Origin of the sequence: Halolamina sediminis (assembly GCF_001282785.1) — an archaeon.
In the GTDB taxonomy this organism is placed as follows: Archaea; Halobacteriota; Halobacteria; order Halobacteriales; family Haloferacaceae; genus Halolamina; species Halolamina sediminis.
In genome coordinates this window covers 2,124,075-2,137,604 of sequence record NZ_CVUA01000001.1, presented here as the reverse complement: position 1 = coordinate 2,137,604, position 13,530 = coordinate 2,124,075, and the positions used below count along the sequence as shown (strand labels likewise).

Annotated in this window: 13 protein-coding genes and 1 pseudogene; 7 read left to right on the top strand and 7 right to left on the bottom strand. The window is 68.9% G+C overall.

The genetic code is table 11. The features are described 5' to 3' along the window. Nucleotides 1-57 precede the first annotated feature (57 nt). Nucleotides 58-759, bottom strand: a complete 702-nt coding sequence (locus BN1959_RS10720) for a helix-turn-helix domain-containing protein (RefSeq protein WP_053948650.1) — start codon at nucleotides 757-759, stop codon at nucleotides 58-60. A gap of 129 nt (nucleotides 760-888) precedes the next feature. On the opposite strand from BN1959_RS10720, the gene BN1959_RS10715 reads away from it, so the two are divergent. Both BN1959_RS10715 and BN1959_RS10710 read left to right on the top strand, forming a co-directional pair. Then, the gene (locus BN1959_RS10715) at nucleotides 889-1,749 is read left to right on the top strand and encodes an SDR family oxidoreductase (protein WP_053948649.1); all 861 of its coding nucleotides are present in this window, start codon (nucleotides 889-891) and stop codon (nucleotides 1,747-1,749) included. Nucleotides 1,750-1,893: 144 nt separating this feature from the next. After that, entirely contained in the window at nucleotides 1,894-2,313 is a 420-nt protein-coding gene (locus BN1959_RS10710) for a universal stress protein (protein WP_053948648.1), read from the top strand. An 87-nt stretch (nucleotides 2,314-2,400) separates the two neighbouring features. On the opposite strand, the gene BN1959_RS10705 is transcribed toward BN1959_RS10710, so the two are convergent. Next, nucleotides 2,401-3,990 carry an AMP-binding protein gene (locus BN1959_RS10705; RefSeq protein WP_053948647.1) on the bottom strand — a complete coding sequence of 530 codons (1,590 nt, stop codon included), beginning with the start codon at nucleotides 3,988-3,990 and terminating at the stop codon, nucleotides 2,401-2,403. Then, nucleotides 3,980-4,789 (bottom strand): alpha/beta fold hydrolase, encoded by an 810-nt coding sequence (locus BN1959_RS10700; protein WP_053948646.1) that lies wholly within the window; start codon nucleotides 4,787-4,789, stop codon nucleotides 3,980-3,982. Before BN1959_RS10700 ends, BN1959_RS10705 begins: the two co-directional genes overlap by 11 nt. Nucleotides 4,790-4,877: 88 nt before the next feature. Between BN1959_RS10700 and BN1959_RS10695 the strand changes: the two genes are divergently transcribed. Beyond that, complete coding sequence (locus BN1959_RS10695) at nucleotides 4,878-5,288, top strand: MaoC family dehydratase (RefSeq protein WP_053948645.1); 411 nt, start codon at nucleotides 4,878-4,880, stop codon at nucleotides 5,286-5,288. Nucleotides 5,289-5,301: 13 nt separating this feature from the next. Here the strand turns inward: BN1959_RS10695 and BN1959_RS10690 are convergent, their stop codons facing one another. Then, the gene (locus BN1959_RS10690) at nucleotides 5,302-5,925 is read right to left on the bottom strand and encodes a class I SAM-dependent methyltransferase (protein ID WP_053948644.1); all 624 of its coding nucleotides are present in this window, start codon (nucleotides 5,923-5,925) and stop codon (nucleotides 5,302-5,304) included. Between the two features lie 126 nt (nucleotides 5,926-6,051). Here BN1959_RS10690 and BN1959_RS10685 point away from each other — a divergent pair, with 126 nt between their 5' ends. The 3 genes and pseudogenes from BN1959_RS10685 (at nucleotide 6,052) to BN1959_RS10675 (ending at nucleotide 8,721) form a co-directional block, all read left to right on the top strand. Continuing rightward, entirely contained in the window at nucleotides 6,052-6,246 is a 195-nt protein-coding gene (locus BN1959_RS10685; protein WP_049980416.1) for a cold-shock protein, read from the top strand. Between the two features lie 162 nt (nucleotides 6,247-6,408). Continuing rightward, nucleotides 6,409-7,674 (top strand): annotated as a pseudogene (gene hisD, locus BN1959_RS10680) (histidinol dehydrogenase); the annotation flags it as partial. 285 nt (nucleotides 7,675-7,959) lie between these two features. Further along, entirely contained in the window at nucleotides 7,960-8,721 is a 762-nt protein-coding gene (locus BN1959_RS10675) for a class I SAM-dependent methyltransferase (RefSeq protein WP_053948643.1), read from the top strand. A 56-nt stretch (nucleotides 8,722-8,777) separates the two neighbouring features. Here BN1959_RS10675 and BN1959_RS10670 read toward each other — a convergent pair whose 3' ends face one another. Further along, nucleotides 8,778-10,127, bottom strand: a complete 1,350-nt coding sequence (locus tag BN1959_RS10670; RefSeq protein ID WP_053948642.1) for a hemolysin family protein — start codon at nucleotides 10,125-10,127, stop codon at nucleotides 8,778-8,780. Nucleotides 10,128-10,276: 149 nt separating this feature from the next. Between BN1959_RS10670 and BN1959_RS10665 the strand changes: the two genes are divergently transcribed. After that, nucleotides 10,277-11,593 (top strand): NAD(P)/FAD-dependent oxidoreductase, encoded by a 1,317-nt coding sequence (locus tag BN1959_RS10665; protein ID WP_053948641.1) that lies wholly within the window; start codon nucleotides 10,277-10,279, stop codon nucleotides 11,591-11,593. A 599-nt stretch (nucleotides 11,594-12,192) separates the two neighbouring features. On the opposite strand, the gene BN1959_RS10660 is transcribed toward BN1959_RS10665, so the two are convergent. Continuing rightward, nucleotides 12,193-12,471, bottom strand: a complete 279-nt coding sequence (locus BN1959_RS10660; RefSeq protein ID WP_053948640.1) for a hypothetical protein — start codon at nucleotides 12,469-12,471, stop codon at nucleotides 12,193-12,195. Then, entirely contained in the window at nucleotides 12,461-13,504 is a 1,044-nt protein-coding gene (locus BN1959_RS10655; protein ID WP_053948639.1) for an Mrp/NBP35 family ATP-binding protein, read from the bottom strand. The genes BN1959_RS10660 and BN1959_RS10655 overlap by 11 nt, the downstream gene beginning before the upstream one ends. Nucleotides 13,505-13,530: the final 26 nt, after the last annotated feature.

Here is a 13,530-nt window from a genome sequence, read left to right as displayed (position 1 = left end):
TTCTCTCCCACCATGGATGGGCGGGTTAACATGTAAATATCGCCGGCGTTCGGGCCGCTACTCCAGCTCTCCCAGTGCGTCGACCACCCGATCGATCAGCTTCCGCTCGGCGCGACGGAGGTTCTTCGACGCCGCGGGCTTGGAGACGTCGAACTCGTCGGCCAGATCGCCCAGCGTCGCGCCGCGCGGGCTCTCGAAGTACCCCCCCTCGACCGCGGTTTCGAGCGTCTCGCGCTCCGTCTCGGAGAGCTCCCGACAGCCGTTTATCAGCGTCATCGCCGCGCCGGCGTTGCTCATCAGCTCGGAGATCTCCGGGATGCTAGTGTCCTCCCGGGAGAGCACCGAGAAGTCGTTGTTGCGCTCCAGCCCCGCGAGCGCGCCGTCGGCGAGCCCGTCGTTGTCGAAGCCGACGTGCCACGTCTCGCGGCCGTCCTCGATGTAGAACGGGCCGGTGACGTAGCCATCGTTCTGCCGGATCGTGCTCATCGCACTGGTCTCCTGGATCGTGGTCCGGATGCGGGCCGCCCCGTCGCGCTTGGCGAGCAGGTCGAACCCTTCCATCCCCCGGTGCTCGCGGAGCATCGACAGCCCCTGATCGAGCTCGTGGCGGTCCGGCGCCTCGACGACCATCCGGGTCTCGAGCTCCCCGGCCGCGGGGTTGAACTCCCAGTAGGAGGCGGCGAAGCTCAGTTCGGCGTCGTCCGTCGTGTCGATGAACGGGCAGTCGTACTGCCGCATATCGAGTGCGATGTCGATCATGGGGGAGCTGTACTATCATGAACGATTCTCTGGTTCCGTGTTAAGGGTTTCCGTGGGCGGATCCTTCCGTGGGACCGGGTTCATACCTGAACCCTCCCTTATTGGATGGTTCGGGGACTGTCCTTCCCCATGACCGACGACCCCACCCCGGGCGCCGACGGCCCGGACCTCACCGCCGCGAACGTTCTCGAGGCCGACGACGACCGCTACGCCGCCGATTCGGTCGCACTGGTCACCGGCGCGGCCTCGGGAATCGGCCGCGCGGTCGCGGTCGCGCTGGCGGCCAACGGCTGCACCGTCGCCGCGGCCGACGTGGACGCCGACGGCCTCGCCGACACCACCGACCGCGGAGCCGACCTTGACGCGCCGGGCGCGATCCACACGATCGAAGGGGATCTGACCGAGGACGACGACATCGAGCGGGTCGTCGACACCGCGGCGGAGTACGGCGATCTGCGCTTCCTCGCGAACGTCGCGGGGCTCCAGCACGTCGCGCCGATCGAGGAGTTCCCTGCCGAAAAGTACGACCTGATGCAGCGGGTGATGCTCCGCGCGCCCACGCTGCTGTCCAAGCATGCGTTCCCGCACATGCGCGAGGCCGGCGGCGGCGCGGTCGGGAACATGGCGTCGGTCCACGGCCACTACACGACGAGCGACAAAGTGGCGTACAACGTCTGTAAGTTCGGCATTCGGGGGCTCACGCAGTCCTTAGCGGCCGAGGGTGACGGCGACGTGCGGGCGTTCTCGGTGTCGACGGGGTACGTCTCGACGCCGCTTGTGACCGGGCAGATTCCGGACACCGCTGAACAGCGCGGTCTGACCGAGCAGGAAGTGGTCGAGGACGTGATGCTCGGACAGTCGCGGACGAAGCGAATGATGAGCCCTGTCGAGGTCGCGAACTTGTTCGTGTTCGGCTTCTCGAAGCACGCGAAACACCTCAACGGCGGGGATCTGCTGTTCGACGGCGGGATGACGGGGACGTACGAGTGAGAGCAGCCGGTCGGTAACCGGGACGGGAACTGTTCAACGAGCGCCGATGCGTTCCGTACGGCGTCTCGGAGTCCCTCCCCGTCGGCGTCGACGACGCGGCGGCGCGGGAGTACCACTTTATGCGTAGCCTGCCCTACTCGACACGTGATCTCTCAGGTTCTCGTTCCGATGGACGACTCGGAGATGGCCCGGCGAGCGCTCGAGTACGCCCTCGAGAACCATCCGGACGCGGACATCACCGTCATACACGTCTTGGGCGGACCGTCGCCGTGGGGGACGGCAGCGACGTCGCTCGCGCTCGCGGATGACCTCGAAGCGGCCGCCGAAGAACAGGCGGAGGAGCTGTTCGACGACGCCCGGGACCTCGCCGCCGAGTACGACGTCGAGATCTCCACCATCATCGAACTGGGCCATCCGGCTCGGGCGATTTTGAACAGGGCCGACGAGTTCGACGCGGTCGTTATCGGCACCCACGGTGGCTCGATGGCCGACCGACTGGTCGTCGGGAACGTCACCCAGAAAGTGTTCCGCCGGTCGCCGGTCCCCGTCATCGTGGCCCGGTGAACGGGGGCTGCCGCCGGCGTCGGGCAGTCTCGCCCGGGGCGTTCCGGGAGACCGCGGTGACGAACACCGGTTTTGGGCTCCCGACAGCTACTCCCCGAACTCTTCTTTGAGGGACGTCCGGTCGATCTTCGACGGTCCCGAGGTCGGCATCTCGTCGACGAACACCAGCGCTTTCGGGTGTTTGAACGACGCCAGCCGCCCGTCGAGGAACGCGGTCAGTTCGTCGAGTCCGAGCGACTCGTCGCCGACGACGACCGCCTTCCCCACCTCGCCCCACGTCTCGTCCGGGATCGGGACGACGACCGCCTCGTCGACTTTCGGGTGGTCGGTCAGCGCGTTCTCGACGGCGGCGGGGTAGACGTTCTCCCCGCCGGAGACGAACATGTTCTTCTTCCGACCCTCGACGTAGTAGTACCCCTCCTCGTCCACGCTGACGAGGTCGCCCGTGGAGACCCAGCCGTGCTCGGCGTCGCCCGTGGCGCCGAACGTCCCGCGGCTTTCGCTCTCGTTCCCCCAGTAGCGGTCCGCCGCGTGGGGAGAGGCGAGTTCGAGCTCGCCGACTTCGCCCTGCTCGACTTCCTCGCCGGCGTCATCCACGACGCGGGCATCGACGTGCATCGCCGGCACGCCGACGCTGTCGGCCTTCTCGCGGGGCCAGCCGTCGGGCATCGTGAAGTTGTTCGGGCCGCACTCGGTCAGCCCGTACCCCTGCGAGAGGTCGACGCCGCGGCCCCACCACTCGCGGAGGACGGCGTCGCGACACGGGCCGCCGCCGGATTTGGCGAACCGCAGCGTCGAGAGGTCGGTACTCTCCCAATCGTCGTGTTCGGTCATCATCCGCAGCACCGCGGGGACCGCGACGAGCACCGACGCGTTCGTCTGCTCGACCAGCCCCAGCACCTCGCCGGGGTCGAACTCCCGGGCGATGAGGACCTCGCCGCCCATGTGGAACAGCGGGAGCGTGAGCACGTTCCAGCCGCCGGTGTGGAACATCGGGAACACCATCGGCGTGGTGTCGTCCTCGCGCAGTCCCCACGCCGTGATGGTGTTGAACGAGTTCCAGAGCAGCCCCCCGTGGGTCAGCACGGTCTCCTTCGGCGTCCCGGTCGAGCCGCCGGTGTGGAGAAAGAGGGCTGGGTCGTCCATCGAGAGGTCGGCGGTCTCGACCGGCGCGTCGTCCGCGGGTCGCTCGTCGAGCAGGGAGGGGTGATCGACCGTCGGCTCCCCCTCGGCGGGCAGCGCGCGGACGGTCGTCTCCAGATCGACGTGGTCGAGCGCGTCCTCGACGGCTGCGGCGAAGGGTGCTTCGACCACGAGCAGTTCCGGTTCGACGTTCGCGAGCAGTTCACCGAGTTCCCGTGCGGCGAGGCGGTGTGAGAGCGGGGCGAGCACGCCGCCGGTCTTCCCGCAGGCGAAAAAGAGGTCGACCAACGCGGGGCGGTTCCGGGAGACGACGGCGACGCGTTCGCCGTCGGCGACGCCGTGGTCGCAGAGCAGGCGCGCGGTCCGGTTCGCCCGCGCGTCGAGGTCGGCGTACGTGAACTCCCGCCCCGTGGTGTCGTCGACGAGGCCGACGCGGTCCGGCGAGAGTTCGGCGCGCTTCTCGCTCCAGGCGCCCACCCAGTCGTACGGCCGGGCGCTGTGGCCGTGGACGGGATTGGTTCCGTTACCGGGCATGGTCGTCGAGGAACTCGCGAAGTCGGTCGGTCACGCTCTCGGCCTGCTCGACGAAGAAGAGGTGCGGGCCACCCTCGAACAGTTCGAGTTCCGCGTGGGGGAGCCGCTCGGCCAGCGCGTGGGCGTTCTCGACTGGCAGCACCTCGTCGTCGGTGCCGTGCATGAGCAGCGTCGGCAGCGAGAGTCCGCCGAGTTCGTCGGCGGCGTCGAACGCCTGTACGGCAGCGGCCTGTGCGTTCCGTCCGGCCTCGCTGGCGTCGGAGTCGAGCCGCCAGTCGACGATATCTTCGATCAGGTCGGGGTGCGATCCGGCGAAGCCGTCGGAGATCGCGGGCGTCATCTTGTACCGGATCGCTTCGCGCTCGTCGGCGTCCTCGGGCACGTCGAACATGAACGCCTGTGTCTCCGGCGGGACCGGCACGGCGTCCTCGCCGCCGTGGGAGGTACAGAGCAGCGCGAGCGACGCGGCGCGGTCGTCCTCGAGCGCGAAGCGCTGGGCGATCATTCCCCCCATACTCGCGCCGACGACGTGGGCCGACTCGACGCCGGCGTCGTCGAGCACCGCCCCCAGATCCTCGGCCATCTCGTCGATCGTGTAGGGGCCTTCCGGGCAGTCCGAGGCTCCCGTCCCGCGGTTGTCGAACACGATCGTGTCGTAGGAGTCGGCGAGGGGGTCGCGCTGGAACTGCCACATCCACTTCCCGTAGCCAAGGCCCTCGACGAAGATTACCGTCGGCGCGTCGCTCGGCCCCTCTCGATCGTAGGAGAGGGCCACGTCGCCGTTGTGTGCGGTCGGCATACCCTCGAACTGTCGCCCGCGGGCTATCAAGGTCCGTATTCACATGTGAACCGGGGTAGCTACGGTGCCGCCGGGACTCGATTGGGGTATGCCTGTCGCGACCGTCGGCGACGACGCCGAAGTACAGCGCGAGGTGACCGAGGAGACCATCGAGGCGTACTCCGAGCTCACCGGCGACGAGAACCGCCTCCACACCGACCCCGACTACGCCGCCGAGGGGTTCTTCGGCGGCGTCGTCGCCCACGGGATGCTCGGTGCGGGACTGATCAGCGCCGCGCTGGCCGCGCTCCCGGGGGATATTGTCTACCTCTCGCAGGACCTCGATTTCGAGGCGCCGGTTCGTCCCGGCGACACGGTTCGGGCGAGCGTCGAGGTCGTCGCGGAGCTGGGCGACGACCGCGTGCGCGTCGAGACTGTCGCCGAAGTCGTCGACGGCGACGAGCCGACGACGGTGATCGACGGCGAGGCGGTCGTGCTCTCGGTGCCGCACGAGGAGTAGTCACCCCGACGCTTCAGGGCCGACGGAACGCTCGCAGCGTGTCCCGGCGCTTGCTCGACTCCGAGAGCAGCTGTGCGAACCCCCGCTTTTCGAAGATCGCCTTCCAGTCGCGGTGGTACAGCGGGAACTCGTCGTTGACGTAGGAGACGTCTGTCTCCCCGCGGGCGCCCGCGCCGCGGGCGGACTCGTTCTCGACGGTCAGCAGTAGGTCCCCGGTCACCCGGCCGACCTCGTCGAACACCGTCTCGGCCTCGTCGGGGTGGATGTGCTGGAGCGTCTCGACGGAGTAGACGGCGTCGAACGCGCCGTCGTCGAACTCAGGCAGGATCTCGCCGGCGTCGCCGACGTGGAACGTCGCGTCGGCCGCGAGGTCGGGGTACTCCTCGCGGAGCACGCTGATGGCGTCCGCGTTGATCTCGATCCCGTGGAGGTTCTCGAAGCCGCCGTCGTGGAGGTGGGCGAGGTGGCGGCCGGAGCTACAGCCGATCTCCAGCACGCGCGCCTCGCGGTCGAGGAAGTGCGAGACGAGATCGCGCACCTGCTCGCTGGCCTCGTTCGGCCCCTTGTGGGCGTAGTACGTCGGCGAGAACTCGCCGGTCCGCTCGGCCCACTCCTCGCGCACGTCCTCTGGATTCACTGTGTGGGGTTGGGGCGCCGGCGAGTAAAGGCCCGTCGGCCTGTGGACGGGCGGCTGCCGGCGGTTCGACACTGTCCCGGCCGGACCGAAGGGGTTAACAGTCAGCCGCGAGTTTGTCGGTACGTAATGGCGACTGGTACGGTTGATTTCTTCAACGACACGGGCGGTTACGGTTTCATCGAGACTGAGGACGCGGACGACGACGTGTTCTTCCACATGGAAGACGTCGGCGGTCCCGACCTCGAAGAGGGCCAGGAGGTCGAGTTCGACATCGAACAGGCCGACAAGGGCCCGCGCGCGACGAACCTGACCCGCCTGTAACTCGGCTCAGCGTTTTCGCGACGCAGTAACTATTCGGGCGTCCGCGTTGCGGACCCCTGAACTCACACGTTCCAGCGGCGGCTACTCGCCGCCCAGTGTGTTCACACCACCGAGCGACGGCTATCCGCAACCGCCTTAGGCCGTCGGCGTGGAACGCGAACTATGCAACCACGAGCGATCGCGGAGCTCTCGACCGCCGAGCGCCGGGCCTTCTTCGACCGGGACTCGGGGGTCGAGAGCGCCCGCGAAGACGTCCGGGAGATTCTCCCGCGGGTACGCGAGGAGGGTGACGTGGCGGTCCGGGAGCTCTCAAAGGAGTTCGACGGCGTCGACGTCGCGAACATCGACGTGACCGCCGAGGCCGAGCGCGCGGCCGAGGACGTCGACGACGACACGCTGGCGGCGATCCGCGACGCCGTCGCGAACGTCCGGGCGTTCCACGAGCGCCAGCGCCCCGACGGCTGGCGCGAACAGTTCGAGGACCGCGAGCTCGGCCGGCGTTTCCGACCGATCGAGCGCGTCGGCGTCTACGTCCCCGGCGGCACCGCCGCCTACCCCTCCAGCGCGATCATGGGCGTCGTGCCAGCGAAAGTCGCGGGCGTCGAGCACGTCGCCGTCGCGACGCCGCCCGCGGAGGAGATCAACCCCGTCACGCTGGCCGCGATCCACGAGGCCGGCGCTGACGCGGTGTACTCGGTGGGCGGCGCACAGGCGATCGGCGCGCTGGCCTACGGCACCGAGACCGTCGACGCGGTCCAGAAGATCGTCGGCCCGGGCAACCCTTGGGTCACCGCCGCGAAGGCTGAGGTCCGCGGCGAGGTCGAGATCGACTTCCTCGCGGGCCCGAGCGAGATCCTCGTGCTGGCTGACGACACTGCCGACCCGGAGTTCGTCGCCGCCGATCTGCTCGCACAGGCCGAACACGATCCGGAGGCCAGCGTCGTCGCCGTCACCGACGACGCCGCGTTCGCCGAGGAGATTGTGGAGGAGACCGAGCGACAGCTCGCCGACCGCGAACGTGCGGAGACGATCCGCGAGGTGCTCGATTCCGACGCTTCGGGCGTGCTCGCCGCGCGTTCGATGCCCGAGGCGGTGCTGTTCGCCGAGGAGTACGCCGCCGAACACCTCTCGATCCAGGCCGAGAACGACGAGGCGCTGCTCGACCGCATCGACAACGCGGGCAGCGTGTTCCTCGGTCCGTACGCGCCCGTCGCGGCCGGCGACTACGCTACCGGCACGAACCACGTGCTCCCGACCGGCGGCGGCGCGAAGGTCCACGGCGGCCTCTCCGTCGACGAGTTCCTGCGTTCGTCGACGGTCCAGCGCCTCGACCGTGACGCGTTGGCCGACCTCTCGGACACCATCACCACGCTGGCCGAGGCGGAGGGGCTGGAAGCCCACGCCGAGAGCGTCCGCGTTCGGCTACGGGACGGCACGACCGGCGACGGGGACGCGTCCGGCGACAACACCGACGATGCCGGCCGCGCCGGGGACGCGTCCGGCGACAACACCGACGATGCCGGCCGCGCCGGGGACGCGTCCGGCGACAACACCGACGATGCCGGCCGCGCCGGGGACGCGTCCGGCGACAACACCGACGATGCCGGCCGCGCCGGGGACGCGTCCGGCGACAACACCGACGATGCCGGCCGCGCCGGGGACGCGTCCGGCGACAACACCGACGATGCCGGCCGCGCCGGGGACGACGCATAGATGCCCCGGCCCGCGGCACCGACGTTCCCGGACGCTTGCGAGCGCCTACTCCGCGACCCCGACGGCGAGCACTCGCTGCACACCACGCTTGCGCCCGTCTTCGACCGCCTGACCGACGCGGAACGCGTCGCCGGCGACTTCGAGGCGGTCCGAGCGTTCGCGCCCGAGTCCGGCGACGCCCTCGAACTCGGCTGTGGCGTCGGCGCGCTGCTCGCCCACCTGAACGACCGCTTCGACCGCACATTCGGCGTCGACGCCCACCACGACCTGCTCCGCTTCACGGCTCACCGCGCCCCAGACACGGATGTGGCCGTCGGCAACCCCCTCGACCCGCCGACGGACGCGACGTTCGATCTCGTGGTCGCGATGGCCGGCCCCGCGGCGCCGCCGGCGGTCGACGACCCCGCCGACCTGATCGAGGCCGCGGCCGACCGACTCGCGCCCGAGGGAACGCTCCTCCTGCGGGCGGTCACCGACGCCGACGCTGTCCGCGATGCTGTCGAGTCGCTGGGCGTGCTGACCGGCAGCGGCTACCGGATGGAGCGCTCGGTGACCGATCTCCCGAGCAGCGGCGGAATCGACCTCCGGATGGGCTACCGTGCGACCGACGAGGACAGCGGCGACACCGCGACGACCAGCGAGACGATCGCGGTCCCGGTCCACGACGCCGAGTCGCTCCGAGCGGCGGCGGAAGGCGCCGGACTGCAGGACGTCCGCCTCGTCGACGGCTCGGGGACGACGCTGTTGGTCGCTCGAGCCTGAAGATCGGTTTTCTGTCGCGAAATTCTGAAAACAGTCTCGCAGGGGTCGTCGCGTGACTACTCGGACTCCGAGGGCTCCTCCGACTCCGGAGTCTCGTCCGAATCCTCACGCTCACGGACCCGTAGCGTCGCGATCCGCGTCCCGTCGACGCCGGTCACTTCGGCGACGTGCCCGTCGATCTCGACGCTGTCGCCGTGTTCGGGCGCGCGGTCCAATCGGCTGAGCACGAGTCCACCGACCGTCTCGACGCCCTCGTGGCCGAACTCGGTCCCGAGCACGTCGTTCACCGCGCCGATCGCGACGCCGCCGTCTACGTCGATCCCACCGTCGCTCCGCCGGTGGATCGCCGGTTCGGCCTCGTCGAACGTGTCCGTGAGGTCGCCGACGACGGCCTCCACGATGTCCTCGACCGTAGCGATCCCCTCGAACGAGCCCCACTCGTCGATCACCGCGGCCATCTGCTGGCTGTCGTCTCGGAACTGCACGAGCAGGTCGTCGATCGACGTGGTCTCCGGCACGACGATGACCTCGTGGGCGAGATCGCCGGCTGTGACCGCCGACTCGCCGTCGCCGACTGCACTCAGCACGTCCTTCACGTCGACGAAGCCGACCACCTGTGTCGGCTCGTCGGTCTCCACGACCGGGTAGCGCGTGTGGCCCGACGCCGCGACGGCCTCCCGGAGGTCGTCGAGCGACGCGTCGGCCGGCACGCTCACCACGTCCGGCAGCGGTACCATCACTTCCCGGACCGTGGTGTCGTCGAGTTCGAACACGCGCTCGATCATCGCGACCTCGGCCACGTCGACGTCGCCCTCCTCCCCGGAGCGTGCGAGCACGCGTCGGATCTCCCGTTCGCCCAGCGTCTCGTCGGACTCCGACGCCGGCGCGACGCCGAGCAGCCCCGTGAACGCGTTGGCGGCGCCGTTGAACACGACGATCCCCGGGTAGAACAGTAGGTAGAACAGTTTCATCGGCGGCGCGAGCAGCAGCGAGATCCGCTCGGTCCGGGCGATCGCGAACGTCTTGGGTGCGAGCTCGCCGAACACGACGTGGAGGAACGTGATGATCGAGAAGCCGATAGCCAGCGCGACGAGGTGGACGAACGTCGGCGGCAGCACCGATCCCAGCACGGGCTCCAGCAGCGACGCGATCGCGGGCTCGCCGGCCCACCCCAGCCCCAGTGAGGCGAGAGTGATCCCCAACTGCGTCACGGCGAGGTAGTTGTCGAGGTCGGTCATCACGTCCTGGAGCGCGCCCGCGCCGGTGCGTCCCTCATCGACCAACTGCTCGACCGAGGTGGCTCGCACCCGTACGAACGCGAACTCCGCGGCGACGAACAGGCCGTTCAACGCGACGAGCACCAGCGCGACGAGCAGCCGGCCGACCGAGAGGGCGACGTCTACCATCGCCCCCTCAAGCCAGCGGCGGTCGTCTGCAACGAGTCCATACTGGACTGTCCGGCGCTGGCGGCAAAAAGTATCCCCTGCGGTCGCCGCCGGCGACCGTCGCCCGCAGACCGGGAGGGTTTTCCTGTGCAGCCGTCGTTCCCCTACCCATGTACCACGTCGTCGGCGGCGGGATCGCCGGCCTCGCGGCCGCGTACAGCCTCCAGCAGCGCGGCCACGAGGTCCGGATCTTCGAGGGAAGCGACGAGCTCGGCGGGCTCGCGGCCAGCTACGAGACTGCGGGCGACCCGATCGAGAAGTTCTACCATCACCTCTCGAAGTCCGAGGAGACGATCGTCAGGCTCGCCGACGAGCTTGGCGTCGGCGACCGCATCGAGTGGCTGGTCGGGAAGAATGCCTACCGCATCGAGGGCGAGACCTACCCGATGGACACCCCGTGGCAGATCCTCGCGTTCCCCCACTGGAGCGTCTACGATAAGTTCCGGCTGGGGATGCTGACCCTCGACGTCGACGTCCGGGGCGGCATCCCCGCCTTCGACACCTACGAGCGGCTCGAAGCGTTCGAGGACCAGTCGGCCGTCGAGTTCGCCAAGGAGCACACGACCGAGAACGTCTACGAGACGTTCTTCGAGCCGCTACTCGACGCGAAGTTCGGCGACCGGAAGGGCGACGTGAGCGCGGCGTGGCTGCTCGCCCGCATCAAGTTCCGCGGCGAGCGCGACCTGCTCCGGGGCGAGATCCTCGGCTACCCCGAGGGCGGGTTCGAGGCGCTACTGGACCCACTGATCGACGCTGTCGGCTGCGATACCGTCCGGACCGATACTCGGGTCACGGACCTCGGGATCGAGGACGGGACCGTCGAGACGGTGACGACCGAGTCCGGCGGCGAAACGACGACCCACGACACCGAGGGCGTCGTCGTCGCGACGATGCCGAACGTGCTGGAGGAATTGGCGGGCTACACCTGCGAGATCGACTTCCAAGGCGCGGTGTGTGCGGTCGTGACGATGGATCGCCCGCTGACCGACACGTACTGGCTCAACATCGCCGACGACGCCCCCTTCGGCGCGCTGATCGAGCACACGAACTTCGTGCCGCCGGCGCGCTACGGCGGCCAACACCTCCTCTACGTCGCCTCCTACGTCCAGAGCGAGGACGAGTGGCTCGCGACGGCCGACGACGAGGAGATCGAGCAGGAGTGGCTCGACGCGATCGGGGGGATGTACCCCGAGTTCGGCCGCGAGCACGTCGAACAGTTCCGGCTGGCCAAGGCGCCGCGGGCCGCGCCGATCTACGAGCAGGGGTATCTGGATACGGTGGTGCCGTACGATCTGGAAGCTGACGTGGCCGACGGGCTCTACTACGCCGGGATGGCCAGCGAGGCCCAGTACCCCGAGCGCAGCCTCGACGGCGGCATCGTCGCCGGTTTCGAGTGTGCAAAGCGGATCGACCGAAAGGCGGACTGATTCGTTTCTCTTACCGGTTTCTCTCCGTTTGTCGGTAACAGCGACTGTGACAGCATCTCGATGCTAGACCGCCTGCGACCGCAGGGCGCCGGACACAGGGTCCGTCATCAGAAATCGAAGATTTCTGATTGGCAGACGAGAGCCTGCGGCTCCCGTTAGCCAACCAGAACGCTTCGCGTTCTGGTGACGGCGACAACTGCCGGCCCGCGGTGTCTACCGCGACCGCACCGCTGTGGCGGTCGGCGCGCGACGTGAGCAGGGCGGGACCGGGATCCCGCTGGCAGTACCGGCGATGCGCGGGTCGCCCGCACGACGCCCCGTGTGCGAACGAGCACGCGCGGTCCTCGTGACCGAAGCGAACGAGGAGACGAGAGAGCGCTTCGCTCTCTCGGCGGACGAACGAGCGAACGGACGTGAGCGAGTGAGTCGGCCGGGGAGGGAGCGAGGCGGGAAAACTCGCCGAAGTTCCCACGAGCGGAGCGACCCGCGAGCAGTGAGGGCTGTGCGGGGCGGTGCAGTCACAAGTGGTCAACGATCGAGTTGCTGTCGCTGTACACTGCTCCGGCGTTACCGAACCCAACCCAGAAACACGAAAACGCCTACTCGTCCGGATCCAGACCGCCCTGCTCCCGGACCTCCAAGATGTGCCGCATGTTCATATAGATCTCCGGAATCGACGTCTCCTCGCCCGCCTTGTACAGGTCCGACACGCGGTAGAGGAACGCCCCGATCTGCGACGCCTCCGAGGAGTCGTCGCGGGCGCGGATTTCGTCGGCGACTTCCCGCAGCGCCTCGCGCTTCTCCTCGTTCTCGGGGAACGTCGCGTCGCCCTCGGGCGCCATCTCCCAGTCCGGGTCGTCGCCGTTCTCACCAGCCATGCTGCTGGACGCTCTGCCGGCGGATCACGCCGACGTTGTTGGCGACGTTCTCGGTCAGCACGCGGAACGCGTCGGCGGTCTCGCCCTCCCGGAGCACGACCGGCTTCCCCTCGTCGCCGCCCTGCCGGATCTCGGGGTCGATCGGGATGCCGCCGAGGAACGGCAGGTCGTTCTCGTCGGCCAGCGTCCGGCCGCCGCCCTCGCCGAAGATCTCGTGCTCGTTGCCACAGTCCGGACAGCGGAACGAGGCCATGTTCTCCGCGATCCCCAGCACCGGCGTCTCGTGCTTACCGAACATCCGCAGCCCCTTGCGGGCGTCGTCGACTGCCACGTCCTGCGGCGTCGTCACGACGACCGCCCCCGTCAGCGGCAGCGTCTGGAGGATGGTCAGCTGCGTGTCACCGGTCCCCGGCGGGAGGTCGAGCACCATGTAGTCCAGTTCGCCCCACTCCACGTCCTCGACCAGTTGGGTCAGGAGCTTGTGGACCATCGGACCCCGCCAGATGACGGGGTCGTCCTCGCCGGAGAGGAAGGCCATCGACATCAGCTTCACGCCGAACTTCTCCGGCGGGATGATGGTGTCTTCGTCGGTGGCTCGCGGCGCCTCGTCGGCGTCGAGCATCCGGGGCACGTTCGGCCCGTACACGTCGGCGTCGAACAGCCCCACCTCGGCGCCGAGTTTCGAGAGGCCGGCGGCGATGTTCACCGCCATCGTCGACTTGCCGACGCCGCCCTTCCCGGAGGCGACGGCGATGATGTTCTTCACGCCCGGCAGCACCTGATCCTCGCCCTCCTGATCGTCGGGGATGTTGGCCGAGAGTTCGACCTCCAGTCCGGCGGCCTGCAGTTTCTCCCGGACATCGGCGGCGATCGCCGACTCGTGGGGGGCGTACGGCGCCCCGAGCGCGAGCGACACTTTCGCGGTCCCGTCCTCGACTTCGATGGCGTTGACCAGTCCCAGCGACACCAGGTCGTCGCCGAGGGAGGGGTCCTCGACCTCCGCGAGCAGGTCGCGTACGGCGGCTTCGTCCATAGTGAGCGGTGGCGCGTTCGGCTAAT

What these genes read in the sequence shown, in the direction of transcription:
- BN1959_RS10675 (WP_053948643.1), top strand. Translation starts at nt 7,960, where the DNA reads ATGCCCCGGCCCGCGGCACCGACGTTCCCGGACGCTTGCGAGCGCCTA.
- BN1959_RS10715 (WP_053948649.1), top strand. Translation starts at nt 889, where the DNA reads ATGACCGACGACCCCACCCCGGGCGCCGACGGCCCGGACCTCACCGCC.
- BN1959_RS10720 (WP_053948650.1), bottom strand. Translation starts at nt 759, where the DNA reads ATGATCGACATCGCACTCGATATGCGGCAGTACGACTGCCCGTTCATC.
- BN1959_RS10700 (WP_053948646.1), bottom strand. Translation starts at nt 4,789, where the DNA reads ATGCCGACCGCACACAACGGCGACGTGGCCCTCTCCTACGATCGAGAG.
- BN1959_RS10705 (WP_053948647.1), bottom strand. Translation starts at nt 3,990, where the DNA reads ATGCCCGGTAACGGAACCAATCCCGTCCACGGCCACAGCGCCCGGCCG.
- BN1959_RS10670 (WP_053948642.1), bottom strand. Translation starts at nt 10,127, where the DNA reads ATGGTAGACGTCGCCCTCTCGGTCGGCCGGCTGCTCGTCGCGCTGGTG.
- BN1959_RS10665 (WP_053948641.1), top strand. Translation starts at nt 10,277, where the DNA reads ATGTACCACGTCGTCGGCGGCGGGATCGCCGGCCTCGCGGCCGCGTAC.
- BN1959_RS10695 (WP_053948645.1), top strand. Translation starts at nt 4,878, where the DNA reads ATGCCTGTCGCGACCGTCGGCGACGACGCCGAAGTACAGCGCGAGGTG.
- BN1959_RS10685 (WP_049980416.1), top strand. Translation starts at nt 6,052, where the DNA reads ATGGCGACTGGTACGGTTGATTTCTTCAACGACACGGGCGGTTACGGT.
- BN1959_RS10655 (WP_053948639.1), bottom strand. Translation starts at nt 13,504, where the DNA reads ATGGACGAAGCCGCCGTACGCGACCTGCTCGCGGAGGTCGAGGACCCC.
- BN1959_RS10660 (WP_053948640.1), bottom strand. Translation starts at nt 12,471, where the DNA reads ATGGCTGGTGAGAACGGCGACGACCCGGACTGGGAGATGGCGCCCGAG.